At 66.3% G+C, this 24766-nt stretch carries 19 protein-coding genes and 2 pseudogenes; 10 read left to right on the forward strand and 11 right to left on the reverse strand.

The genetic code is table 11. From position 1 onward, the window contains the following. Positions 1-23: 23 nt before the first annotated feature. The 3 genes and pseudogenes from FQS62_RS19240 to FQS62_RS19250 form a co-directional block, all read right to left on the reverse strand. Positions 24-1118, reverse strand: a complete 1095-nt coding sequence (locus FQS62_RS19240; RefSeq protein ID WP_226053658.1) for a helix-turn-helix domain-containing protein — start codon at positions 1116-1118, stop codon at positions 24-26. Positions 1119-1281: 163 nt separating this feature from the next. Further along, a pseudogene (locus FQS62_RS19245) lies at positions 1282-2410 on the reverse strand (NAD(P)-dependent alcohol dehydrogenase). Between the two features lie 17 nt (positions 2411-2427). Next, positions 2428-3893, reverse strand: a pseudogene (locus FQS62_RS19250) (benzaldehyde dehydrogenase). A gap of 193 nt (positions 3894-4086) precedes the next feature. Here FQS62_RS19250 and FQS62_RS19255 point away from each other — a divergent pair. Continuing rightward, a complete protein-coding gene (locus FQS62_RS19255) occupies positions 4087-4653 on the forward strand; it encodes a DUF1415 domain-containing protein (protein ID WP_049443995.1) in 567 nt (188 codons plus the stop codon). Further along, positions 4650-5453 carry an SDR family oxidoreductase gene (locus FQS62_RS19260; protein WP_049443939.1) on the forward strand — a complete coding sequence of 268 codons (804 nt, stop codon included), beginning with the start codon at positions 4650-4652 and terminating at the stop codon, positions 5451-5453. Before FQS62_RS19255 ends, FQS62_RS19260 begins: the two co-directional genes overlap by 4 nt. Positions 5454-5608: 155 nt before the next feature. Here FQS62_RS19260 and FQS62_RS19265 read toward each other — a convergent pair whose 3' ends face one another. Then, the gene (locus tag FQS62_RS19265; RefSeq protein ID WP_088479134.1) at positions 5609-7639 is read right to left on the reverse strand and encodes a M3 family metallopeptidase; all 2031 of its coding nucleotides are present in this window, start codon (positions 7637-7639) and stop codon (positions 5609-5611) included. Between the two features lie 170 nt (positions 7640-7809). Between FQS62_RS19265 and FQS62_RS19270 the strand changes: the two genes are divergently transcribed. Next, positions 7810-8214 carry a hypothetical protein gene (locus FQS62_RS19270; protein WP_057500519.1) on the forward strand — a complete coding sequence of 135 codons (405 nt, stop codon included), beginning with the start codon at positions 7810-7812 and terminating at the stop codon, positions 8212-8214. A gap of 138 nt (positions 8215-8352) precedes the next feature. Here the strand turns inward: FQS62_RS19270 and FQS62_RS19275 are convergent, their stop codons facing one another. From FQS62_RS19275 to FQS62_RS19295, 5 genes are all read right to left on the reverse strand, one after another. Next, entirely contained in the window at positions 8353-9465 is a 1113-nt protein-coding gene (locus tag FQS62_RS19275) for a PLP-dependent cysteine synthase family protein (RefSeq protein WP_049443934.1), read from the reverse strand. A 97-nt stretch (positions 9466-9562) separates the two neighbouring features. Next, the gene (locus tag FQS62_RS19280) at positions 9563-11353 is read right to left on the reverse strand and encodes a 2Fe-2S iron-sulfur cluster-binding protein (protein ID WP_208043590.1); all 1791 of its coding nucleotides are present in this window, start codon (positions 11351-11353) and stop codon (positions 9563-9565) included. 17 nt (positions 11354-11370) lie between these two features. Next, the gene (locus tag FQS62_RS19285) at positions 11371-12063 is read right to left on the reverse strand and encodes a PepSY domain-containing protein (protein ID WP_049443931.1); all 693 of its coding nucleotides are present in this window, start codon (positions 12061-12063) and stop codon (positions 11371-11373) included. Positions 12064-12115: 52 nt separating this feature from the next. After that, entirely contained in the window at positions 12116-14830 is a 2715-nt protein-coding gene (locus FQS62_RS19290) for a TonB-dependent receptor plug domain-containing protein (protein WP_208043591.1), read from the reverse strand. Positions 14831-14923: 93 nt separating this feature from the next. Next, positions 14924-15337 (reverse strand): CopL family metal-binding regulatory protein, encoded by a 414-nt coding sequence (locus FQS62_RS19295; RefSeq protein WP_141097626.1) that lies wholly within the window; start codon positions 15335-15337, stop codon positions 14924-14926. 359 nt (positions 15338-15696) lie between these two features. Here FQS62_RS19295 and gloA point away from each other — a divergent pair, with 359 nt between their 5' ends. Together gloA and FQS62_RS19305 are read left to right on the forward strand one after the other, a co-directional pair. Further along, entirely contained in the window at positions 15697-16212 is a 516-nt protein-coding gene (gloA, locus tag FQS62_RS19300) for a lactoylglutathione lyase (RefSeq protein WP_049443928.1), read from the forward strand. 90 nt (positions 16213-16302) lie between these two features. Continuing rightward, positions 16303-16731 carry a VOC family protein gene (locus FQS62_RS19305; protein WP_049443926.1) on the forward strand — a complete coding sequence of 143 codons (429 nt, stop codon included), beginning with the start codon at positions 16303-16305 and terminating at the stop codon, positions 16729-16731. 67 nt (positions 16732-16798) lie between these two features. Here the strand turns inward: FQS62_RS19305 and FQS62_RS19310 are convergent, their stop codons facing one another. Together FQS62_RS19310 and glmS are read right to left on the reverse strand one after the other, a co-directional pair. Continuing rightward, positions 16799-17230 (reverse strand): CBS domain-containing protein, encoded by a 432-nt coding sequence (locus FQS62_RS19310; RefSeq protein WP_010481344.1) that lies wholly within the window; start codon positions 17228-17230, stop codon positions 16799-16801. Between the two features lie 447 nt (positions 17231-17677). Further along, positions 17678-19516, reverse strand: coding sequence for a glutamine--fructose-6-phosphate transaminase (isomerizing) (glmS, locus tag FQS62_RS19315; RefSeq protein WP_049443925.1), 1839 nt, complete (start codon positions 19514-19516; stop codon positions 17678-17680). 203 nt (positions 19517-19719) lie between these two features. Here glmS and FQS62_RS19320 point away from each other — a divergent pair, with 203 nt between their 5' ends. From FQS62_RS19320 to FQS62_RS19340, 5 genes are read left to right on the forward strand one after another with little or no spacing between them, the layout of a single operon-like run. After that, positions 19720-20997: an efflux RND transporter periplasmic adaptor subunit gene (locus FQS62_RS19320; protein WP_049443924.1), complete on the forward strand. Its 1278-nt coding sequence runs from the start codon at positions 19720-19722 to the stop codon at positions 20995-20997. Positions 20998-21032: 35 nt separating this feature from the next. Further along, on the forward strand, positions 21033-21758 hold the full coding sequence (locus FQS62_RS19325; protein ID WP_032129038.1) for an ABC transporter ATP-binding protein: 726 nt from the start codon (positions 21033-21035) through the stop codon (positions 21756-21758). 10 nt (positions 21759-21768) lie between these two features. Further along, positions 21769-23073 (forward strand): ABC transporter permease, encoded by a 1305-nt coding sequence (locus FQS62_RS19330; RefSeq protein ID WP_049443921.1) that lies wholly within the window; start codon positions 21769-21771, stop codon positions 23071-23073. Between the two features lie 21 nt (positions 23074-23094). Continuing rightward, the gene (locus tag FQS62_RS19335) at positions 23095-24297 is read left to right on the forward strand and encodes an ABC transporter permease (RefSeq protein WP_208043592.1); all 1203 of its coding nucleotides are present in this window, start codon (positions 23095-23097) and stop codon (positions 24295-24297) included. A 1-nt stretch (position 24298) separates the two neighbouring features. Then, positions 24299-24676, forward strand: coding sequence for a PDZ domain-containing protein (locus FQS62_RS19340; protein ID WP_099589477.1), 378 nt, complete (start codon positions 24299-24301; stop codon positions 24674-24676). Positions 24677-24766 lie beyond the last annotated feature (90 nt).

Consider the following 24766-nt stretch of genomic DNA (forward strand, 5'->3'; position numbering starts at 1 on the left):
GCCATGCCCGGCGGACTACGCGGTCAATCGCGCAGCAGCTTGTACAGCGTGGTGCGCGAGATCCCCAACTGGCGCGCGGCCAGGCTGAGGTTGCCGTCAGCGGCCTGGGCCGCGCGGCGCGCGGCCTCACGCTGCTGGTCACGCAGCAGCGGCGCGACCGGATCTGCCGGGGTGCTCCGCTGAGCAGACCGATGCGCCCCGCCCCGCGGCCCCTGCAGACGCTGCAGGTAGACCGCGCTGCCCTCGCCCAACCGGACCCGATGCGCTGCGCCCGGTTGCAGCAGGCGACGCCGTTGCGCCGCACTGGCGCCAGCAAACAGCGCCTCCAGATCCAGCAGCGGCAACGGCCCCCGCCGTGGCAGGCCCAGCAGGCGCCGTGCAACGCGGTTGGCTGCACGCAGCTGGCCATCCTCCTGCACCGCCAGCAGTCCCTGCAGCGGTGACGCCAGCCAGCGCGGATCATGTTGCACAGCCAGCAGGTGCACGTCGGTGAGACTGTGGAACAAGCGATTTTCGCTGGCCAGCGCAGCCTGCCGGAAATAGCCCTGCAGCAGGGCCGGATCTCGCTCGCCAAGACCGGTGATGTCGATCACCCCGCAGACCCGGCCGTCGAGATCGTGCAGTGGCTCGCTCAGGCAGAACACCGGCGCGAACCGCTGCAGGTAGTGTTCGTTGCCGCGCACCAGTGCCGGCACGTCGTCAGCCAGGCTGACCGCCGGCGCGGTGGTGCCGATCTCGGTCTCGCCCAGCTGTCGCCCGACCTGGATCGGCCGCAGCAGGGGCGCATCTTCCAGGCCGTGGGCCTGCTGCGCGATCACCATGCCGTCGCGGTTGGCGCAGAACATCGTCCAGCCACGCCCACCGAAGGCCGCCCAGAGCTGTTCCAGCTCCGGCTGCACGCAACGTGCCAGGCGCCGGTCATCGGGATGCGGGAGACGCTTTCCGCGCCCCAGCAGCGGTCGATAGTCCGGCTCCTGCCCCGGTTGCAGGCCCGCCGCGCGCGAACGCAGCCATGACTGCTGCAGCGGTAGCGGCAACACGCCCAATGAGCGCGCATCGCCCTCGGCGAAAGCGGCACGTGCCGCCACCAGTTGTTGCTGCCCGACTGTCGTGGCCATCATGAATGCAGCGTACACCCGCCAGCGGCAACGCCATGTTACGTCTCCACAACGGAGCGTTTCCGTTTCAAGACGCGTTCAAACAAGGGGTCGGAGCCGCCTTCTCCTGGAAAACGGATCCGACCCCATGCCGGCCAGCGGCCGGCGCTACCGACGGTGGACGTTACGCTGCGATGCGCAGCACCGGCTTCAGGGTGATGCCGCGGGTGCTGTCCTCCGCCGCCTGGTTGATCTGTTCCAGCGGATAGAACTTCACCAGCTTGTCGAACGGGAAGCGCCCCTGCTGGAACAGGGTCACCAGCTGCGGAATGAACACCTGCGGCACGCTGTCACCCTCGACGATGCCGCGGATGCTGCGTCCGCCGAGCAGCAGGTTGTTCACATCGAAACTGGCGGTGGTGCCCAGCTTCGGCGCACCGACCACGCCCATCATGCCCAGCCCACCCAGCGCCTCGATGCCGGCGGACAGCACGTCCGGACGACCCGTCGATTCCAGCGCGAAGTCAGCACCTCCCCCCCGTGATCGCGCGCACTGCCTCGACCACATCGGTCTCCCGGCTGTTGACCACGTGGGTAGCCCCCAGCTCCAGGGCAAGCTCCAGGCGCGAGGGCACCACGTCGATGGCAATGATGGTGGTGGCGCCGGCCACCTTGGCCGCCATCACCGCACTCAGGCCCACCGCGCCGGCACCATAGCTTGCAAAGCTGCTGCCCGACCGCACCTGCAGCGAGTTGAGCACCGCACCGGCACCGGTCTGGATGCCGCACCCCAGCGGGCCCAGCAGTTCCAGCGGCGCGTCGTCAGGTACCTTGATCGCATTGATCTCGCGGGCCAGCGCGAAGGTGGCAAACGAAGACTGCGCGAAGAAGTGGTCGTGCAGCGGCTGGCCCTGCGCATCGGTGATCGCGGTATGTCCGTGGCCATCATCGCCACCGAAGTTCAGTGCGAAGAAATCCCTGCAATAGGCACCGTGGCCGCCCCGGCACGGATTGCAGTGGCCACAGGCACCATAGGTCAGCACTACATGGTCGCCCACCTTGAGGTCGCGTACGTTGGGGCCAACCGCTTCCACGATGCCGGCACCTTCGTGGCCGAGCACCGCGGGCAAGGGCACCGGGTAGTACTGATCGCGCACGATCAGGTCGGTATGGCACAGGCCGGTGGCCACCACCTTCACCCGCACCTCATCGTCCTGCGGGCCGCGCAGCGTCGCCTGCTCGATGACGAAGGGCTGCTCCTTGCCGCGTACCACGGCGGCGGTGATCTCACGCGTTGCGTTGTTGTCGTTCATCGTGATGGTTCCTTCGATCAGATCGGGTAAGCGGGCGCTTCGCCCTTGACGGTCAACCACTGCCACTGGGTGAACTCCTCGCCGTTGGCCGGGCCACCGATGCTGGTGCCGTTGCCGGACGCGCCGACGCCGCCGAAGGGGTTGATCACCTCGTCATTCACGGTCTGGTCGTTGATGTGCAGCAGGCCGGTACGCAGGCGCTCGCCGATCTTCAGCGCGCGGCCGACATTGCTGGACACGATCGCCATCGACAGCCCGTACTCGCTGTCGTTGGCCAGGCGCACGGCTTCGTCGTCATCGTCGAACGGCACCACGACCGCTACCGGCGCGAAGATCTCCTCGTTGAAGGCCGGATTGTCGGCCGCAACATTGCCGAGCACGGTCGGCGCGAAGAACAGGTCCCGATGCGTGCCTCCCGCTTCCAGCGTGGCACCGGCCTGCACGGCCTGCTCGACCACGCGTGCGGCATGGTCGCGCTGGCCGGCATTGATCAGCGGGCCGATGGCCACGTCCTCACGTGCCGGGTCGCCCACCTTCAGCGCGTTGGCCTTGGCCACCAGTTTCTGCAGGAACGTGTCGTGGATCTTCCGGTGCACCAGCACGCGGCCGGTCGCCATGCAGATCTGGCCCTGGTGCAGGTAGACGCCCCACGCGGTGTTGGCCACCGCCAGGTCCAGGTCTGCATCATCAAGGATGATCAACGAATTCTTGCCGCCCAGTTCCAGCGAGACCTTCTTCAGATGCCGGCCGGCCGCCTCTCCGACCTTGCGGCCAGCGGCGGTGGAACCGGTGAACTGGATCATCGCCACGTGCGGGTCACTGGTCAGTACGGCCCCGGCCGCGCCATCGCCGGGCAGCATGTGCAGCACGCCTGCCGGCAGGCCCGCCTGCTCGAACACGCGTGCGATCACCGCGCCGCCACATACCGCCGTACGCGGGTCCGGCTTGAGGACCACAGCGTTGCCCAGCGCAATCGCCGGGGCCACCGCGCGCATCGCCAGGTAGAGCGGAAAGTTGAACGGCGAGATGACCCCGACCACGCCCAGCGGACGTCGGCGCGCCAGGTTCAGCCTGCCCGGTTCGGACGGCAGGATCTCACCCGTGCTGCGCGACGGCAGCGCCGCAGCTTCATGCAGTGCCTTGATGGTCACCTTGGCTTCGAAGCCCGCCTTCAGGCGGGTCGAGCCGCTTTCGCGCACCAGCCACTCGACCAGGGTCTCGATGTTTTCTTCGGCCAGACGCGCGGCCTTGCGCAGCACCTCGGCACGCTGTTCGTAGGGTGCCGCCGCCACGCCTGCTGCGCCTGTGCAGCGGCGGCCGCCGAACGCGCGACCTGGGCCGGGTCGGCCAGACCGATCTCGCCGAGCTGCTGGCCGGTGGCCGGTTCAATCACCGGGTGCCGTTGTGGGGCAGCCTGCCAGTGGCCATCAAAGAAGGCGCCGGCCCAGAGGGCGTCCGGCAGCCACGGGAAAGATGCAGTCATGGGTGTCCTCCTGTGTCGTGCATCCATTCCACGCCTGTCGCCCCGGGCTGGCAATCGGCCATCCATCGGTAGCGCGCAACGGATTGAATCATCAGGAGTTTCCCGCTTCGCCACTGTCCAGTTCCTGCACAGTGGACAGCGCAGCACTGGCACACTGCCTACAATGGCGGCCCCGCCAGCCGACGTGCCCGCCATGACCGATTCCCACCTGCCCACCGATGACCCGATCGCCGCCACCCGCCTGTGGCTGGAGCGCATCGTCATCGGCCTGAACCTGTGCCCGTTCGCCAAGGCGGTGTACGTGAAGGACCAGGTCCGCATCGTGCTCAGCGATGCGACCACGCCGGAAGCGCTGGTTGAACAACTGGCCGAGGAGCTGGTGCTGCTGCGCGACACGCCGGCCGAGCAGATCGACACCACGCTGATCGTGCATCCGCAGGTGCTGACCGACTTCCTCGACTACAACGACTTCCTCGACAACGCCGACGCGGCCATCGAAGCGCTGGACCTGCAGGGCATCCTGCAGGTAGCCAGCTTCCACCCGGACTACCAGTTCGACGGCGTGGCCGCAGACGACGCCAGCAACTACACCAACCGCGCGCCCTTCCCCACCCTGCACCTGCTGCGCGAAGACAGCGTGGCGCGCGCGGTGGATGTCTATCCGGACCCGGACGTGATCGTCGAGCGCAACATCCAGACCCTGGACCGCATCGGTGTGGACGGCTGGCATCGTCGCCTGCGTGGGGACGACCTGTCATGAGCCGCGTGCCGCCGATTGCCGCATGGCCGGCCGCACCGCTGTCGGGCAAAGTGGTGTTGGTCACCGGCGGCGCCAACGGCATCGGTCGCGGTATTGCCCAGGCCGTGCTCGGTGCCGGTGGCCGCGTGCTGATCGGCGATCTGGATACGGAAGCCGGCCACGCCTGCCTGGCCGAATGGCAGCGCGATGACGATGCGGCGTTCCAGCCCTTGGACATCACCGACGAAGCCAGCGTGCGCGCGTTCATCGCCACGGCGGTGCAGCGGTTTGGCGGCATCGATGGCCTGGTCAACAATGCCGGCATCGCCGGTGCGCACGGTACGCCGCTGCAGGACATGGCGTGGGATGAGTGGCAGCGCCGCCTGTCCTCGCTGCATGGCGCCTTCCTTTGCAGCAAGCACGCGCTGCCCGTGCTGTCGGCCAGTGCCACCGGCACGATCATCAACATCGCTTCGACCCGTGCTTGGCAATCGGAGGCGCACAGCGAGGCCTATGCAGCGGCCAAGGGTGGGCTGGTGGCCTTCACCCATGCGCTGGCGATCAGCAGCGGCCCGGCGGTGCGGGTGAACAGCATCAGCCCCGGCTGGATCGGTACCACGGCCTGGCAGGCACCCTCGCGCCGCCACGAGCCCGATTACTCGGCCACCGACCACGCCCAGCATCCGGTCGGCCGGGTCGGCCGCCCTGAAGATATCGGTGCACTGGCGGTATATCTGCTGTCATCGCTGTCCGGTTTCACCACCGGCCAGGACTTCATCGTGGACGGCGGCATGACCCGGAAGATGATCTACGCCGAATGACCCGTCTTCGGTAGTGCCGGCCGCTGGCCGGCATGTGCGTGGATGGGGGCGACGTGCCAACCAAGGTTGGCACCTACCAGGGCATGTTCCAGTAGATCCACGCCATGCGTGGATGGCGGTGAAGTGCCAACCAAGGTTGGCACCTACCAAACGGTTTACGCCATGCCCGAGTGACGCAGCAGCGCATCGATCTGCGGTGCGCGCCCACGGAAGGCCTTGAAGTTTTCCGCGGCCGGACGGCTGCCACCGCGCGACAGGATCTCATCGCGGAAGCGTGCACCGGTTTCAGCCAGTGCCTGCGGCGCTTCCTCGAACGCGGCGTAGGCATCGGCACTGAGCACTTCAGCCCACTTGTAGCTGTAGTAACCGGCCGCGTAGCCGCCGGCGAAGATGTGGCTGAACTGGTGCGGGAAGCGATTCCAGACCGGCGGGTGGTTCACCGCCACTTCCGCACGCACGCGATCCAGCAGCGCCAGCACGCTGTCCTGCGCCGGATCGAACTGGCTGTGCAGCAGCATGTCGAACAGGCCGAACTCCAGCTGGCGCACGGTGGCCATGCCGCTGTGGAAGTTGCGCGCGGCCAGCATGCGCTCGTACAGCGCGCGTGGCAGCGGCTCGCCACTGTCCACGTGCGCGGTCATGCCCTGCAGGTGGTCCCATTCCCAGCAGAAGTTCTCCATGAACTGGCTGGGCAGCTCCACCGCATCCCACTCCACGCCGTTGATGCCAGCCACGCCCAGCTCACCGATGCGGGTCAGCAGCTGGTGCAGGCCGTGGCCCATCTCATGGAACAGGGTGGTCACCTCGTTGTGACTGAAGGTGGCCGGCTTGCCGTTGGCACCGCGGCCGAAGTTGCACACCAGGTAGACCAGCGGCGTCTGGATGCTGCCATCGGCACGCTCGCGGCGGTTGCGGCAATCATCCATCCACGCACCACCACGCTTGCCCTCGCGCGCATACAGATCCAGATAGAACTGGCCGACCAGCGCGCCCTGCGCATCGACCAGACGGAAGAAGCGCACATCCTCGTGCCATACCGGCGCGCTGTCCTCCTGCACGCGCAGGCCGTACAGCTGCTCGATCACCGAGAACAGGCCGCCCAGCACCTTCGGTTCGGTGAAATACTGCTTCACTTCCTGCTCGGAATAGCTGTAGCGCGCCTGCTTGAGGCGGTCGGCGGCGAACGCCAGGTCCCAGGCCTGCAGGCTGTCGATGCCGAGCTGTTCGCGTGCGAACTGCTCCAGCTCGGCCCGATCCTTGGCGGCGAACGGCTTGGCGCGCGAGGCCAGGTCACGCAGGAAACCGAGCACCTCGGCCGGGTCCTGCGCCATCTTGGTCGCCACCGAATAATCGCCATACGAACCGAAGCCGAGCAGCGCCGCCAGTTCCGCGCGCAGGGCCAGGATGCGGTCGATGTTGCCGCTGTTGTCCAGCGCGTCGTCGCCGAATTCGGACGCACGCTGTGCACTGGCGCGGTACAGGATCTCGCGCAGGTCGCGGTCCTCGCCCCAGGTCTGCACCGGCAGGTAGCACGGCATCTGCAGGGTCAGTTTCCAGCCGGCCTTGCCGTCCTTCTGTGCTGCGGCATGTGCAGCGGCCTTCACGTCTTCCGGCACGCCCTTCAGTCGCGCTTCGTCCTCGATGATCAGCGACCACGCGTCGGTAGCGTCGAGCACGTTCTGCGAGAACTTCGCCGACAGCGCCGACAGCTCCTCCTTGATCGCCGCAAAGCGCTGCTGCGCCTCTGGCGCCAGCTCGGCACCACCGAGGCGGAAATCGCGCAGGGTGTTGTCCAGCACCTTGCGCTGGGCGTCGTCGAACGTCGCGGCCTCCGCGCTGGCAGCCAGTGCCTGGTACTGACGGTACAGCGCCAGGTTCTGGCCCAGCGCGCTGGCAAAGCGGGTCACCCGCGGCAGGTTGCTGTTGTAGGCCTCGCGCAGTTCCGGGGTGTTGACCACGCCCTGCAGGTGGCCGACCAGACCCCAGGCGCGCCACAGGCGCTCGGTGGCATCGTCAAGCGGGGCCACGAAGGTCTGCCAGCGCACCGGCTGCACTTGCTCGGCCGTGCTGACGGCGGCCTCGGCATCGGCCAGCAGCACGTCCAGCGCCGGCGCCACGTGCTCGGGGCGGATGGCCTCGAAGCGCGGCAGGCCGGAAAAATCGAGCAGGGGGTTGGCAACGGTCACGGCAGATCTCCAGGGTACGGGCCCGGCAGGCGGGCAGCATGCAGGATATGGCGCTGGCAGGCGGGGCTGACAAGGGGGCACGGCCCGGCATTCACGTCGGCCTTACGGTCGCGCACCGAAGCTCTGGCTGCGGGGGAGTCCGCAGCGATACGCACCAAACGAGGCCCTACATGGAAGGTCTGGCTGCAGTTGCATCCGCCTCACCGGCCCGGTCACTGGCATTGTCCGCCAGCCCGGCCGAACTGACCTGGATCGCCGCATTGTGCGATGCCGGCGACGACGCCCCACGTCACCTGCATCAGCTGCAGGCAGTGCTACAGCAGGGCGGCACGTTCAACGATGCCCAGGAGTGGTATCCCTTCGAAGTGGTCGAACGCGGCGCCAGCCAGCTGCGGTTGGGCCATGAGCGCGAGTTCGTGATCTGCGTGCTGCTGTGGCTGCAGGCGCTGGCCCAGGGACGCACCAGCATCCTGGACCCGAGCCTGCATCTGGATGATCGCGCGATGGACATCGAGGCATTGCCCGATGCGCTGCGCGATGCCGTGCTGGACGCGTTCACCGCAGCGGGATATTGAGACGCCCCGCCGATCGGGTAGAGTCGACTGTCAGTCGACTTTCGCGCGCAGCGCGGGATTTTCGCGACCTGGACGTAGAGCAGTCGACTAACAGTCGACTCTACCCAGCCGATGCACATCCGGCCGTGCGTTGCCGTGCTACAGCGCTTCCAGGCTGCACCACGGCAGTTCCGGCAGCCCCTGCCCGGCCACCGCTGCGGCCAGCTGTGCATCGGCACCGTCGACATCGATGCCCTGGCGCGCGTACCACGCCGGGTCGTAGTAGCTCTGCGCATAGCGCTCGCCGCTGTCGCACAGGATGCTGACGATGCTGCCCTGGTGGCCGGCCTCACGCATCCACTGCGCGGCCTGCAGCACGCCGATGAAATTGGTGCCGGTGGATCCGCCGACACGACGGCCGAGCTGGCGGCTGACATGGCGCATGGCGGCCAGGCTCAGCGCGTCGGGTACCTTCACCATCGCATCCACACTGGTCGGAATGAAGCTCGGCTCCACCCGCGGGCGGCCGATGCCTTCCACACGCGAACCACCACTGCAGGTCAGGCCACGCCAGTCCTGCTCACCGGCCACGGCGGCCTGGTAACCGTCGAAGAACACCGACACTTCCGGGTCCGCGCACAGGATGCGGGTGTCGTGCCGGCGGTAGCTGACATAGCGGCCCAGCGTCGCTGCGGTACCGCCGGTACCGGGGCTGCACACGATCCATTCCGGAACCGGGCTCGGCTCCTCGGCCATCTGCTTGAAGATGGACTCGGCAATGTTGTTGTTGGCCCGCCAGTCGGTCGCCCGCTCGGCATAGGTGAACTGGTCCATGAAGTGACCACCGGTTTCGCGGGCCAGCTTCTCCGATTCACCGTTGAGTTCGCAGGCGCGCTCGACCAGGTGGCAGCGGCCCCCGTGGAACTCGATGGCGGCAATCTTCTCCGGCGAGGTCGTGGCCGGGATCACCGCAATGAACGGCAGACCGAGCAGCCGCGCGAAGTAAGCTTCGGACACCGCGGTCGAGCCACTGGACGCCTCGATCACCGGCCGTCCTTCGCGCAACCAGCCGTTGGTCAACGCGTACAGGAACAGCGAGCGTGCCAGCCGGTGCTTGAGGCTGCCGGTGGGATGGCTCGACTCATCCTTCAGGTACACATCGATGCCCTCGAACCCGGGCAGCGCCAGCGGGATCAGATGGGTATCGGCGGAACGGTTGAAATCGGCTTCGATCTTGCGGATGGCCGCAGCCACCCAAGCGCGCTGGGACATGGAACGCCACTTCGGTGAGTACAGCCGCGCATTCTACTCCGCCTGCAGGCCACAGGCGGGCACCGTGGCCCCCCCCGCAACCACGGTGCCCTCCGCGTCAGATCTTGAAGTCGTCGTACGCGATCCGCTCCTCCGTCACACCCAGCCGGCGCAGCAGCTGCCGGGTCGCTGCCAGCATCGGCGGTGGACCACACAGATAGAACTCGCACGCGGACAGGTCCGGGTGCTGCCGCAGCAGGTCCTCGTGGATGGCGTCATGCACCCGCCTGCCCTCCCCTTCCTGCGAGCACACCGGGTGCCAGCTGAAGTTCGCGTGCGCTGCCGCCAAGGCCTGCATCCGTGCCCCATAGGGACAGTCGCGAGGACTGCGGGCGCCGTACCAGTAATGAATGCGTTCATCGCCGCCCTCGGCCAGGCGCTGTTCGATCATCGCCCGCAGCGGTGCCATGCCGGCACCGGCGCCGATGAAGATCTTCTCCCGGGCCACACCGCTGAGCGCGAAATCGCCGAATGGTCCGCTGTAGCGGACGCGGTCTCCGGGCCGCAGGGTGTATAGATACGTGGAGCCCTTGCCCGGAGGATGCCGCTTTGCATCCTGCCAACCTGGACTGAACCGGGCCAGCAGCACCAACTGCCCATCCGCAGCGGCAACCGGCATCGCCAGCGAGTACGAGCGCCGAAGGGCGGCCTTGTTGTGCAGGGTCGCCGGCAACGGCAGCGGCCCCCAATCCAGGCGATGCTCGTCCGGGTGCCAGAGTGCGCTGCGCGGTACGTCATATTCGGGTACGTGCACCTGCAGATAGCAACCCGGTTGGTACAGCGTGTCGGCTGCATTATCAGGGCGCAGGTGGACCTCGCGCAGGAACGGCGTCACCGCCTCGACCCGTTCCACGGTTGCCCAATGTTCGGTCCACAGGCTCGGACCGCCGGCGACTTCGATCTCCAGATCCGAGTCCACCGGCAGATTGCAGGCCAACCGGCATCCCACCTTCAAGCGCGATCCGGCCAGATGTGCACGATCCGCAGCAGTAGGTACACCCGCATCCCCTCGAACCCGCACTTCGCACAAGCCACAGCTCTGGCCGCCGCCACAGTTGGAAGGCAGGTTCACGCCCTCGCGTGCCAGCGCCAGATAGACACTGTCACCACGGGCCGCGGCGACAGTGCGCAGATGGACACCGCCCTGCGCAAATACCCTCAACTGCCGATGACCGCGCCACCGCCGCGGAACGAACTCGTGCAGGCGGAAGCTCGCCAGCAGGAGCCAGACCCCGCTCAAGGCCATCCATAGCCCCCCTACTCCCATGCCGACTACCAACGGATTGTTGAAGTTCACCCGTGCGGCGTAGTCCATGATGTGCAGCATCCAGAACACGTCGAACAACCGCCACGTTGCAGTACGGTGCTCCAGCACCTGGCCACTGTCGGCGGAGACGTAGATCGTGGTGTCCTGTGCATCGGCGAAGTCCACCCGCCAGACTGGATCGGGGTGGGCCCGGGTTTCCAGGCTGTGCGGCAGATGTACCGGCGCAGCCGCTGCTCCTTCGCCGCGATAGGCGGCCTGAGCCACACGCAGGGCGATTGCCGGATCGATGATGATGCGCCGGCCATCACGCGCGTCGATCACTTCGGTTCCTTGCGGCGACTGCAAGCGATACACCGGCTGCTGCAGCAGCCAACCACTGTCCAGGGTCGCCGTCGACCGCCCTGCAGCACGAAGCGCATCGACCGGCGACACGGTGCCCGCCGGCCAGGCCGGTGCTTCCAACGGCCCCGCCCGTTGCGACGTGCCAGCGATCCGATCCGGGTCGAGCAGGCTCATGCCCAGCCCGCTGCCAAGCCAGACCAGGAACTGCAGCCCGACCAGCACTCCGATCCATTTGTGCATTCGGCGCAACCAGGGCGTCATGCGCGCCTCCTCTGGCCAAAGCTGTAGAACAGCAACCACAGGCCACTGAGCCCGAACCCGAGCCCGATCACTGATGCGGCACGCAGCAGGGTGTTGTTGACGTCGGTGCGATGCTCGTAGTCCATGATGTGGAACATCCACAGGAAATCGAACCAGCGCCATAGGCTGTGCCGGCGCGCCAGCAGTTCGCCACTGTCCGGTGACAGGTACAGCGTGGTGCTTCCACGATCAGCGAAATGGATCGCCCACATCGGTACTGGCCGGGTCTTCACCTCGGAAGGTGCATCGATCAGCCAGTCGACCCGCGCGACCTTGCCCGTGCCCTGGTACAGCGACTGCGCCAGCGCGACGGCCGCCGCGCGGTCCAGCCGCGGCAGGCGCTCTCCACTGACGGCATCGACCAGGAAGCGCTCCTTTCCGCGCCTGACGTCATAGACCTCACGCTCCAGCACCTTTTTGAGGCGGAACGACTGCAGCCCCGGATAGCGCGTGACCAGCACATCGGCGCCGACACGCTCACGCTGAGGTGTCAACGATTCGCCACGCACATGAGCGAGGTGATCGCCATGGATCACCTCCAGCGGCACCACGGTCATGTAGACACCACTGAGCATCCACAGCAATGCCTGCACACCGATCACCAGGCCGATCCACTTGTGGGCGCGACGCGCCCAGAATGCGGGTTTCATCTACTTCTTCTCCCTTGCAGGGCGCCCCGCCGCAGACGGCGGGGCGCTGCGTTCACCAGCGATAGCCAATGCGTGCGTACCAGCGACGACCCAGCAGGTCGTACGTCATGGTGTCGGTGTTGGCGTCGGTGTAGCTCTGGATGAAAGGCGCGGAACGATCGAATACGTTGTCCACGCCGATCGCCACATCCAGTGCCTTGCTGACCGCATACCTGAGCTGGAGGTTGTGATAGAACACCGAAGGCGCATGATCACCAATATCACCGTGTGCAGCATTGATGTCGTCGGCCCGGCCGATGTACTGGGTGGTCCAGGTGCCTGACCATTGCCCGCGTGCGGCGTTCAGCGACAGCAGACCGCGCCAGCGGGCATAGCTGCCACGACCGCCGGTGATCCGGCCCGCATAGGTGATCACTTCCGCCCCTGCGTATGGACGCACGTCATAGCGCTGGAGGTAGGAGACGTCAGCGCTGACGCTGGCATCCATGCCCCACGGCTTGAACTCGTACAGGGCTCCCAGGTCGATGCCACTGACTTCCTCATCGGCCGTGTTCACCGGCTGCGACGACAGGTAGTCCACTTCGCCGGTACGCGCATTGCGGGTGAAGTTGCTGGCATTGCAGAACGGGTGCGCCAATGCCGGCGTGTTGTAGCAGATGGCCAGCTTGGTGGATCCGGCGATGCGCTGGATCGCGTTCTCGATGCGGATGCGGTAGTAGTCCAGGGTCAGGGTCAGCCCTGGCGCGAACGTGGGCGTCCACACCACGCCTGCGGTAAAGGAGGTAGCGTCTTCGGGTTCGAGATCCGCGTTGCCACCAGAGGTGGTGAGGATGGTGTTGCCAGGCTGCACATAGCCCGCCGGTACGCCATGCGCCTGGCAGTTCGCACGTACCACCGAGTCGGCCGGGAGGCTGCTCCAGCCACTGCAGGGATCGGTGGTGGTGAGATTGCCTTCGGCCACGCCACCGAACAGTTCGGGAATGTTGGGGATGCGGAATGCGGTGGCATAGGTACTGCGCAGCTTCAATGAAGGGCTGACCTGCCAGTCCAGGCCGACCTTGTAGTTGAAGTCGCGGCCGAACAGATCATAGTCGGACACGCGGCCGGCCAGGTTCAGGTACAGGGAATCGGCAATGGCCGCGTCCTGCAGCAACGGCACTGCCAGCTCCACGTAAGCCTCCTTGGCCGTGTATCGCCCGGCGATCGGATCCTGCTGGTTGGTGTTGCCGATTCCGAGCACGGTCAGCGGGTCAGGATCGCGCCAACCGCGCTCCCTGCGCACCTCGACGCCAGCGGCGAAACCCACCCAGCCCGCAGGCAGCTCGAAGATCTGCCCGCTGAGGTTGGCAGTGAAGCTCTTCTGCTCGTTGCCGCCGGTATCGCGTGAGGTGTACAGGATGTAGTCGAGCACCTCGCGGCTCAGGTCGCCATAGCCCAGATAGTCGCCGCAAGGAATGGCGGCACCAGGCGCAGTGCTGCACAGCGCGCGGTCCAGGGTCTGGTCGACGCGATCAAGATTGGCAACGTTGTCCGAGCCATCCACGCCTGTGTTGCGTCCCCAGTTGAGGGCCACCGACCAGTCCCAGCTGGTGCCGAGCTGGCCTTTCAGGCCCGCCACCACGCGGTAGGTATCGGTCTCCTGGAAGAAGTGCCGTGGGCCGGCTTCTTCCAGGCGCCGGCGCTGCAGCAGCAGATCCTGCCCGGTGGGATTGGTTGGATGATCGGCGGCGATGTTGATCGGCCGGTACACGCCCAGCCCGCCCGACGTAGCCAGCTGCCTGGATTGGCGATTGGTGTACATCGCCTCGATGAAAACGCGCGTGCTGTCATTGAGTTGGCTGTCGCCGAACACGCTCAGGCTGAGCCGCTCGATGGGATTGACCGCATTGAGCGTGGGATTGCCGTTGTAGTTGTGCTTGGCTGCCGAGTACGGCTCGTAGAAATCGCCGTCGCCGCCAGCCACCTGGTTGAAGTTGACGCGCTGCCCGTCGGCCAGCAATGCACGGCCGCCGATCGTGCTCGAGCTGCCGGAACAGACCAACCGGCCATCGGATTCGATCAGGCCGCAGGGTGCGCGCGAGGCCATGTTGACGGCACCACTGTCGAAATAGCTGACCGCGGCCATCAGGGAGCCGTGCTCTCCGCGGATGCCCCAACTGATGTCGACCGAGGTTTCCTCGCCGTCGCCCTGGCTGGTCTGGCCATAACGCACCGCCGCTTCGGCACCGTCGAAGCCCTGCTTGGTGATGATGTTGACCACACCGGCCACCGCATCGGCGCCATAGATTGCCGAGGCTCCATCCTTGAGTACTTCCACCCGCTCGATCAACGACACCGGGATGACGTTGAGATCGACCGAGCTGTTGGCGCCGGTACCACCGTTGACCATGCGCCGGCCATTGAGCAGGACCAGAGTCCGGTTGATACCCAGGCCGCGCAGATTGACCTGGGTGGTGCCGTAACCGTTCTCGGCCCAGTAGGCATTGCTCTGGCTGCCGGCGAACCCGGCCGATGCCGGCAGGCGCTGCAGCAGGGTCTCCACCGAGGTGGCGCCGGAGCGCTCGATGGCCTCGGCATCGACCACGCTCACCGGGCCGACACCTGACAACTGAGCGCGCTTGATGTGGCTGCCGGTCACCTGCACGGTATCGAGCGTGCGTGCGCTTCCATCGGTGGGTTGCGCGTCCTGCGCGGCGGCGGAGTGAATGACGGAGAAACACAACAGGCTGCCGATGGCCGCAGCCAGGGCATTGGACTTGAGGTACATGCTCTCTCTCCCGCAGGGGTACTGTCTCTGGGTGCCCTCGCCACGCTGCGGGCAAGGGACACGATGGCGTCCTGTGGACGCAGGGACAGCCGCTCAGGCGATGGGAGGTCGGAATACCCGTGAGAGTTTGCTGGCGGGCAGGATCAGCGATGGCAACGCCAGATCCAACGTGATGCGCGGATGGGCCGTCGCCAACAGCAACGGTGGCATCGGCGGATACAGGCTCAACAGGCAACGACAGTCACAACTGCTGGCGTCAACGCAGGTGCAGTGATCTTCATGCCCGGAGCCGGCGGCAGCCGGGGCCTGCTCATGGGAGGCATGTGCCGCCGCAGGTGCCCCCACTGTCGTGCGAGGCGTAACCTGGCATCCCACTGCCGCGCGAGCAGATGAATGCTGGCCGCCTGCGCCATGCAGGGCCATGCGCGTCCCCGCCCAGGCTCCGAAGATGCCTTCGAAGAGGAGCACGGCCATCAGCAGCAGCGGCAGCCATCGGCGGTACGGCATGGGAGCTCTGGAGACCCTCGGTTATTTGTATATACATACAAGCAATAGCGTGGTCAGTGAAACGCTGTCAACCATCATTGACGAAGTACCTGCGCATCGCCTTCCGTGCCGAACTCCTGAACACCGCTTTCCCGCCCTGCAATGCCATCGTTGCAGGCATTTCTCCCAGCGTTGCAGCAGCGCGGATCCCATTGCGGGTGCACAACGATTATCCTGCGTTGCAGCATGACCCGCCGATCCATGAACGGCTGGGAGGATGCAATGGCAGCGCTCGCTCCGGCAACTACCGGTTTCAGATGCAACTTCCAGGCACGCCTTCCGCGGGTTGTTTTCCCTTCCCCCTGACAAGGATGCGATCCATGAGCTTCCATTCCCTCCAACAGGTCCCCGGCGTCGCCGCCCAGGCCCCGGCCGAAACCACCGGCTTCGTGTTCAACCACACCATGCTGCGGGTGAAGGACATCACCGCCTCGCTGGACTTCTACACCCGCGTGCTCGGCTACCAGCTGATCGACAAGCGCGACTTCCCCGAGGCCCAGTTCAGCCTGTACTTCCTGGCCTACGTACCGGCCGGCGCGGTGGTGCCGGAAGACGACGCCCAGCGCCGCGTGTGGATGGCTGGCCTGCCGGGCGTGCTGGAACTGACCCACAACCATGGCACCGAAACCCAGGACGGCGCGGTCTACCACGACGGCAACAGCGACCCGCGCGGCTTTGGCCACATCTGCGTGTCGGTGCCGGACATCGAGGCCGCCTGCCAGCGCTTCGAGGACCTCGGCGTGACCTTCCAGAAGCGCCTGACCGACGGCCGCATGAAGAACCTGGCCTTCATCAAGGACCCGGACGGCTACTGGGTCGAGATCATCGCCAACTGACAAAAAGGGGGCGGAGGGGATTAAGTCGTTTCTGGCACTATTGGCCGGAAGCGACTTAATCCCCTCCGTCCCCTTTTTTGCGAGGTTCGTATGGAAACGATGGAACTGCACCGTGGCCGCCTGATCGACCACATCCAGCTGGTGGTGCGTGACCTGGCGGCCAGCCGCCGCTTCTACCAGGCGGTGTTCGATACGATCGGCATCCCGATCGCCGGCGAAGGCGATGATTACTTCTGGGCAGATGAGCTGTTCATTTCCAGCGCCAACAGCGAGGCCGCCGCCGGCCAGCTGACCGGCCGCCACCACCTGGCGTTCCAGGCGCGCGACAGCGCTACCGTCGATGCCTTCCACACTGAAGCCATCGCCGCCGGCGGCACCGACAACGGTGCACCGGGCGAACGCCCCTACCATCCGGGCTACTACGGCGCCTTCGTGCTCGATCCGGATGGCAACAACATCGAGGTGGTCTACCACGGCCCGGCAAACTACAGTGCCGATTCGGTGAAGGTCACTTTCTGATATCACCGAAGCCGTGAACGAAGAAGCCGGGCAATGCCCGGCTTCTCTGCATCCAGGGATCCAGCCCTCAGTGGGCGGCCATGTAGATGTCCTGCAGCACGGCCTTTTCCAGTTCCAGCTCGCCCAGCAGGTTCTTCACGATGTCGCCCAGGCTGAGGATGCCAACCAGTCGGGTGCCTTCGGTGACCATCAGATGACGGCGCCGCGAGTACGTCATCAACGACATGGCCTGCTTCAGGGTCGCTTCCGGCGCAATGCCTTCCAGGCCGGTGGACGGCAGGCTGGAGATCACCCGGCGGCCGGCCTGCGGGCCGTCGTCGGCCAGGGTACGCACGATGTCCTTCTCGGAAATGATGCCGACCGGGGCATCGTCCTTCATCACCACCAGCGCAGCGATCTTGTTCGCGCTCATCTTGTGGGCGGCGGCACCGATGGTGTCTTCGGCGTCGATGGTGATGACAGCTTCTTTCTTGGATTGCAGGAGTTCGCGGACGTTCATTCTTGTTTCCTGGTGCAGGTCACTGAAGTCAAAAAAGTGTGCTCTTCCGATACGCCCCCTCCCCGGGAACAGACCTTTCAGCGCACGTCTGGCGCACCCGGCGGCCGCTTGGAATGGATCGGCAGACGATGTGCTGCAACGCGAACGAGGTAGGCTCAACGGCTCAACCCGGACCTCGGTCAACTCGATTCTACGACTGCGACCATCGGTCACTACCGGCATCGATAGGACAGTTCGTCGTGGGAACCAGCTGACGATCCAGAGAATGGCACCGCGGCTGAAACCGCCGCTGAATACAAGCGCAGTTGCGCATTAAAGATTGATTGCCTGCTGCCGACGGCGGACAGAACGCCCAGCCGCTGTCCCACTTGCCACCGCTACCGACGCAAACGAAAGGGCCCACGTGGGGCCCCTTCGCATGCAGCATCCAACAGATCCGTGAATGCCTTACTCCACCGTCACGCTCTTGGCCAGGTTGCGCGGCTTGTCCACGTCAGTGCCGCGCGCCAGCGCGGTGTGGTAGGCCAGCAGCTGCACCGGAATGGTGTGCACGATCGGGCTGAGCACACCGGCATGGCGCGGCGTGCGGATCACGTGCACGCCTTCGGACTCATTGAAGTTGCTGTCCTGGTCGGCGAACACGAACAGTTCACCGCCACGCGCGCGCACTTCCTGCATGTTCGACTTCACCTTTTCCAGCAGGCTGTCGTTCGGCGCGATCACCACCACCGGCATGTCCTCGTCCACCAGCGCCAGGGGGCCATGCTTCAGCTCGCCTGCCGGGTAGGCCTCGGCGTGGATGTAGGAGATTTCCTTGAGCTTGAGCGAGCCTTCCAGCGCGATCGGGTAATGCAGGCCACGCCCCAGGAACAGCGCATTGGACTTGCGCGCGAAGCGCTCGGCCCAGGCGGCGATCTGCGGTTCCAGGTTCAGTGCGTGCTGCACGCTGCCTGGCAGGAAGCGCAACTGCTCCAGGTAATCCGCTTCCTGCGCTGCGCCGATACGGCCCTGCAGCTTGCCCAGCACCACGGTCAGCTGGAACAGTGCGGCCAGCTGGGTGGTGAAGGCCTTGGTCGAGGCCACGCCGATCTCGGCGCCGGCCCGGGTGTAGCAGACCAGCTCGCTGGCGCGCGGAATCGCGCTTTCCGGCACGTTGCAGATCGACAGCGTGTGCTTGTGGCCGAGCGACTTGGCGTACTTCAGCGCCTCCATCGTATCCAGCGTTTCGCCGGACTGGGAGATGGTGACGACCAGGTGCTTCGGGTTCGCATAAGCGGCGCGATAACGGTACTCGCTGGCGATCTCCACGCTGCACGGCAGGCCGGCGATGGCTTCGATCCAGTAGCGCGCGGTCAGGCCGGCGTAGTAGCTGGTGCCGCAGGCAATGATCTGCACGCCCTCGATGCCCGACAGCACCGCTTCGGCGTTCTTACCGAACAGCTCGGCCGGGAAACCACCGGCGTCGATCGCCGCCTCGATGGTGTCGCCCAGCGCGCGCGGCTGCTCGTGGATTTCCTTCTGCATGAAGTGGCGGTACGGACCCAGCTCCAGCGAAGCCAGCGACACATCGGACAGATGCACATCGCGTTCGACCGGCTGGTCATGCTCGTCGAAGATGCGCACGCCGTCGCGGCGGATCTCGGCGGTGTCGCCCTCTTCCAGGAAGATGACTTTGCGGGTGGCCGAGATCACCGCCGAAACGTCGGAGGCAACGAAGTTCTCGCCCTCGCCCAGGCCGACCAGCAGCGGGCAGCCCATGCGTGCGCAGACGAAGCGCTCCGGCTCGGCGCGGCTGACCACGGCCAGCGCATAGGCACCGGTCAGCTCTTTCACCGTGTGCTGCAACGCCACCAGCAGGTCGTCGCCGTCCTTCAGGTGATGGTGGATCAGGTGCGCGATCACTTCGGTATCGGTCTGCGACTCGAAGGTGTAGCCCAGCGCACGCAGCTTCTCGCGCTGCTCTTCGTGGTTCTCGATGATGCCGTTGTGCACCAGCGCGACACCGTGGCTGATATGCGGATGCGCGTTGGCCTCGGTGACGCCCCCATGGGTGGCCCAACGGGTGTGGCCGATGCCCAGCACCGCATTGAAGCCCTCGGCCTCGGCCGCGGTGGCCATTTCCGACACGCGACCCGTGCGACGGACACGGCGTACTTCGGGGCGCGCGGCGTGGTCGATCACCGCGATGCCCGAGGAGTCGTAACCACGGTACTCAAGCCGCTTCAGGCCCTCGATCAGTACCGGCACCACATCGCGATCGGCGATTGCACCCACGATTCCACACATGTCACGCGTTTCCTTGAAGACGATCGGCGCATTCTAGCCCGCGTATCCGGCTTCCCCCTCCTGTCCGCTTAATGAAAGTGTCCGGAAAGGTGTCCGCGGACACCCGGACACTTCAGCACGCCGCCCAACCCATTGACCTGAAAGGAAATAAAGTTGGCACGCTACGTGCTTGATATTGGCTACCACCGTCAGGCACGCACCCGATGATCCGCGACACTTCCGCACAGGACCAGATCGTTTCCTCCGCCCCGGCCGGCACCACCCGCGCCAACTGGCAGCGCTATCGCTGGCCGGCACTGGGCGCCATCGTGCTGCTGGCCGGCATCGGCTGGGCCGTGCACGCCTGGTCCAATGCCAGCCGCTCCTTCGACAGCAGCCGCGTGCGCATCGCCGAAGTGAAGCGCGGCGACCTGGTCCGCGACATTGCCGCCGACGGCCGCGTGATCGCCGCCAACAGTCCGATCCTGTACGCCATCTCGGCCGGCACCGTGGACCTGAAGGTGGTCGCCGGCGACGTGGTCAAGAAAGGCCAGGAGCTGGCGATCATCGACAGCCCGGAACTGCGCAGCAAGCTGGCCCAGGAACAGGCAACCCTGGCCGGCCTGGAGGCAGAGGCCAGCCGCGCCGCGCTGGATGCCACCCTGGCCCGCGCCAAGTCGCGCAAGGAAACCGACCAGGCCACCATCGAACGGCAGGCCGCCGACCGCGACCTGCAGCGCTACCAGCGCGGTTACGACGGCGGCGCAGTACCGCAGATCGATCTGGCCAAGGCCAAGGACTCGTTGAAGAAGGCCGACATCACCCTGGCCAATGCCACCACCGATGCCCGCCTGCAGAGCCAGGGCGCTGACCTGGATGCCCGCAACAAGCGCCTGCTGGCCGACCGCCAGAAGGCCGTGGTGGCTGAAGTGCAGCGCCAGGTCGATGCACTGACCCTGCGCGCACCGTTCGATGGCCAGGTCGGCCAGGTACAGGCCGTCCAGTCCACCAACCTGGCCGCCAATGCGCCGGTGCTGGGCGTGGTCGATCTGTCCAAGTTCGAAGTCGAGATCAAGGTGCCGGAAAGCTTCGCCCGCGACCTGGCCATCGGCATGCCGGCGCAGCTGACCGGCGGCAACGGCAAGCCCTTCCCGGGCGAGATCAGCGCGGTGTCACCGGAAGTGGTCAACGGCGAGGTCAATGCCCGCGTGCGCTTCGCCAGCGCACAGCCGGAAGGCCTGCGCCAGAGCCAGCGGATGTCGGTGCGCGTGCTGCTCGACACCCGCAAGGACGTGCTGAAGGTCGAGCGCGGCCCGTTCGTCGAACAGGGCAATGGCGTGGCCTACGTGATGGATGGCCGCACCGCGGTGCGGCGTCCGGTGGAACTGGGCGTCAGCAGCCTGGGCGAAGTGGAAATCAAGTCGGGTGTGCAGCCGGGCGACCGCATCGTGGTCTCCGGCAGCGACCTGTTCAAGGACGCCGAACGCGTCTCCGTCAACTGATACCTGATACCTGAATCCTGGAGAGAGGACACGCCATGTACATGCTCGAAATGCGTTCGGTCGCCAAAGTCTTCCGCACCGAACAAGTGGAAACCCACGCACTGCGCTCGCTGGAACTGCAGGTCAAGGAAGGTGAGTTCGTTGCCGTCACCGGCCCGTCAGGCTCTGGCAAAACCACCTTCCTCAACATCGCCGGCCTGCTGGAAACCTTCACCAGCGGCACCTACATGCTCGACGGCCAGGACGTGAGCACGCTGGGCGACGACGCCCGCAGCCGCCTGCGCAACCAGAAGATCGGCTTCATCTTCCAGGGCTTCAACCTGATCCCCGACCTGAACCTGTTCGACAACGTGGACGTGCCGCTGCGCTATCGGAAGATGAGCGCCAACGAGCGCCGCGAACGTATCGAGAAGGCGCTGAGTCAGGTCGGCCTCGGCTCACGCATGAAGCACTACCCGAATGAACTGTCCGGTGGCCAGCAGCAGCGCGCGGCCATCGCGCGTGCCCTGGCCGGCAGCCCGCGCCTGCTGCTGGCCGACGAACCGACCGGCAACCTGGACACGCAGATGGCCCGCGGCGTGATGGAACTGCTGGAGGAGATCAATGCCGCCGGCACCACCATCGTGATGGTCACCCACGACCCGGAACTGGCCGCGCGCGCGCAGCGCAACGTGCACATCGTCGATGGCCAGGTGACCGACCTGGTGCGCGAGCCGGTGCTGGCCACCCCGCCGCGCCACATCGTCGCCGTCAACGAGTGAGGGCACGACCATGTTCGCCTACTACGCTCGACTGGCGGTGCGCAGCTTCCGCCGCAACAAGGTCCTGACCGCGCTGATGGTGGTGGCCATCGCGCTCGGCATCGGTGCCTCGATGACCACCCTGACCGTGTTCCACGTCCTGTCCGGCAACCCCATTCCGGACAAGAGCGAGCGCCTGTTCTACGCGCAGATCGACCCGCGGCCCCGCAACGGCTTCGGCCTTGAGGAGGAACCGGAAGAGCAGATGACGCGCTATGACGCCGAAGCCCTGCTGCGCGAAGCGAAAGCCGAGCGCCAGGTGATGATGACTGCCGGTGATGCAACGATCGAACCGGATAACAGTACGCTCAAGCCGTTCTCCATCGACACCCGCTGGACCTCGGCCGACTTCTTCCCGATGTTCAACGTGCCCATGCAGTACGGGCGGCCGTGGACCCGCGAGGACGACAACGGGCGGGCCCGCGTGGCCGTCATCTCCAAGGCGCTCAACGAGAAGCTGTTCCAGGGCGCGAACAGTGTCGGTCGCGAAATCCGGCTTGAGGGCAATGCGCTGCGCATCGTCGGCGTCATGAAGGCCTGGAACCCGGAGCCGCACTTCTTCGACCTCACCACCGGCGCGTTCGGCAAGGAAGAGGATCTGCTGGCGCCGATCTCCACCTCGTTCGATCTCCAGCTGGGCAGCAATGGCAACATGAACTGCTTCGGCGAAAATCCCGACGGCGCCAACAGCTACTCCGTCAACGCGCCCTGCGCCTACCTGCAGTACTGGGCAGAGATGGATCCGTCCAAGGCCGGCGACTACCGGCGCTATCTGGAGAACTACTCCAGCCTGCAGCGCCAGGCCGGCCGCTTCGAACGCCCGGTCAACGTGCGCCTGCGCAACGTGATGGAGTGGCTGGACTTCAAGGGCGCGGTACCCAGCGACGTGCGGCTGCAGCTGTGGCTGGCCCTGGGCTTCCTGGGGGTCTGCCTGGTCAACACGGTCGGCCTGCTGCTGGCCAAGTTCCTGCGCCGCAGCGGCGAGATCGGTGTGCGCCGCGCGCTGGGCGCCAGCCGCGGCCAGATCTTCCTGCAGTGCCTGGTCGAAGCCGGTGCCGTGGGTGTGGTCGGCGGCGTGCTCGGCATCGGACTGGCCCTGCTGGGGCTGTACGCGGTCCGCCAGCAGCCCGTCAGCTACGCACAGCTGGCCCACCTGGATGGCAGCATGCTGCTGCTTGCGCTGGGCCTGACCCTGCTCGCCAGCCTCGCCGCCGGCTTCCTGCCCGCCTGGCGCGCGATGCAGGTCACTCCCGCCATCCAGCTCAAGTCGCAGTAAGCACGAGAACGAGGACCTCCCATGGACATCCGCCCCATCCTCAGCACCCTGCGCCGGCATAAGACCGCTGCCGCGCTGATCGTGCTTGAAATCGCCCTGACCTGCGCCATCGTCTGCAATGCCCTGTTCCTGGTCAGCCAGCGCGTGGAGCGCATCAGCCGGACCAGCGGCATGGCCGAAAACGAGCTGGTCCTGGTCCGCGCGACCGGCGTCGGCAAGCAGACCGATGCCGCCGCCCGCACCCGCGAAGACCTGGCATCGCTGCGCGCCATCCCCGGGGTCACCGCGGTCAGCGTGATCAACCAGGTGCCGTTCCGCAACAGTTCGTCCAACACCAGCATCTCGCGCGAAATGAACCAGGAACGGCCGACGGCCAGCGTCGGCATGTACACCTTCTCCGAAGACGCGTTGCGGACGCTGGGCCTCAACCTGGTTGCCGGCCGCGACTTCCAGCCGGCCGAGTACTTCGACTTCGACAACCTGAGCAAGGCCAACGGCACGCCGGTGATCCTCAGCCAGGCCGCCGCGCACAAGATGGCGCCGGACGGCAATGCGCTGGGCAAGACGTACTACATGGGCAAGCAGACGGTGAACGTGATCGGCATCGTCGATACGCTGGCCACGCCCAATGGCTGGGGCAACAACTGGGATGACACCATGATCATGCCGGTGCGCCGCGTCTTCGGCGATGGCATCTACATGCTGCGCACCGATCCTGCGCGCCGCGATGAGGTGCTCCAGGCCGCACTGTCCGCCCTGGAGCGCAACGATCCCAACCGCCTGATCCGCGAGAAGCAGTCGTTCACCGACCAGCGCGAGGACTTCTTCAAGAACGACCGTGCAATGGTCGGCCTGCTGATCACCGTCTGCGTAGCGCTGCTGGTGGTCACTGCACTCGGCATCGTCGGGCTGGCCAGCTTCTGGGTGCAGCAGCGCAGCAAGCAGATCGGCATCCGCCGCGCACTCGGTGCCACCCGTGGCCAGATCCTGCGCTACTTCCAGACCGAGAACTTCCTGCTGGCAACGCTGGGCATCGTGCTGGGCATGCTGGCCGCCTACGCGATCAACCTGGCACTGATGAACCTGTACGAGCTGCCGCGCATGCCGCTGCTGTACCTGCCGCTGGGCGCCCTGCTGCTGTGGACGCTGGGCCAGGTCGCGGTGTTCGGCCCGGCGCGCCGCGCCGCGGCGGTCCCCCCCGCAGTCGCCACGCGCGGAGCCTGAGATGCGCGCACGGCTGATGACTCTGCTGATGCTCCTGCCACTGCCGGCACTTGCCGGCGGTGGCAGCGCAAGCAGCCTGCAGTGGCAGCAGGGCGAGGCCCGGCTGGCGCTGCACTCGACCGAAGGGCAGATCCAGGTGGAGGCCGCGCGCCCGGAGGGCCGATTCGGTGTCCGCCGCGGGGACCGCATCCTGCGGGTGGATGACACGCCCGTGTACCAGATCGACCACCTGTCCCGGGCCCTGATCGATTCCCCCGCCGCGCGGGCCTACCTGCTGCTGCGGCGGGAGCGACGGCTGGTGAGCGTGGCGGTGGATGCGGACGCCTGGCGCCAGGCGCTGGATGCTCCGCCGCCGCCGCCTCCTCCGCCCCGCCCCTGAGAAGCGGCAACGCCTGCATGGCCACGGCTTTGGCTATGCTTGATGGGTGGCGCCGGGCTCTCCCGGTACGTGGACACGAACGGCTCCATC

It is taken from the genome of Stenotrophomonas sp. SBJS02 (assembly GCF_020428325.2).
GTDB classification, from domain to species: domain Bacteria; phylum Pseudomonadota; class Gammaproteobacteria; order Xanthomonadales; family Xanthomonadaceae; genus Stenotrophomonas; species Stenotrophomonas africana.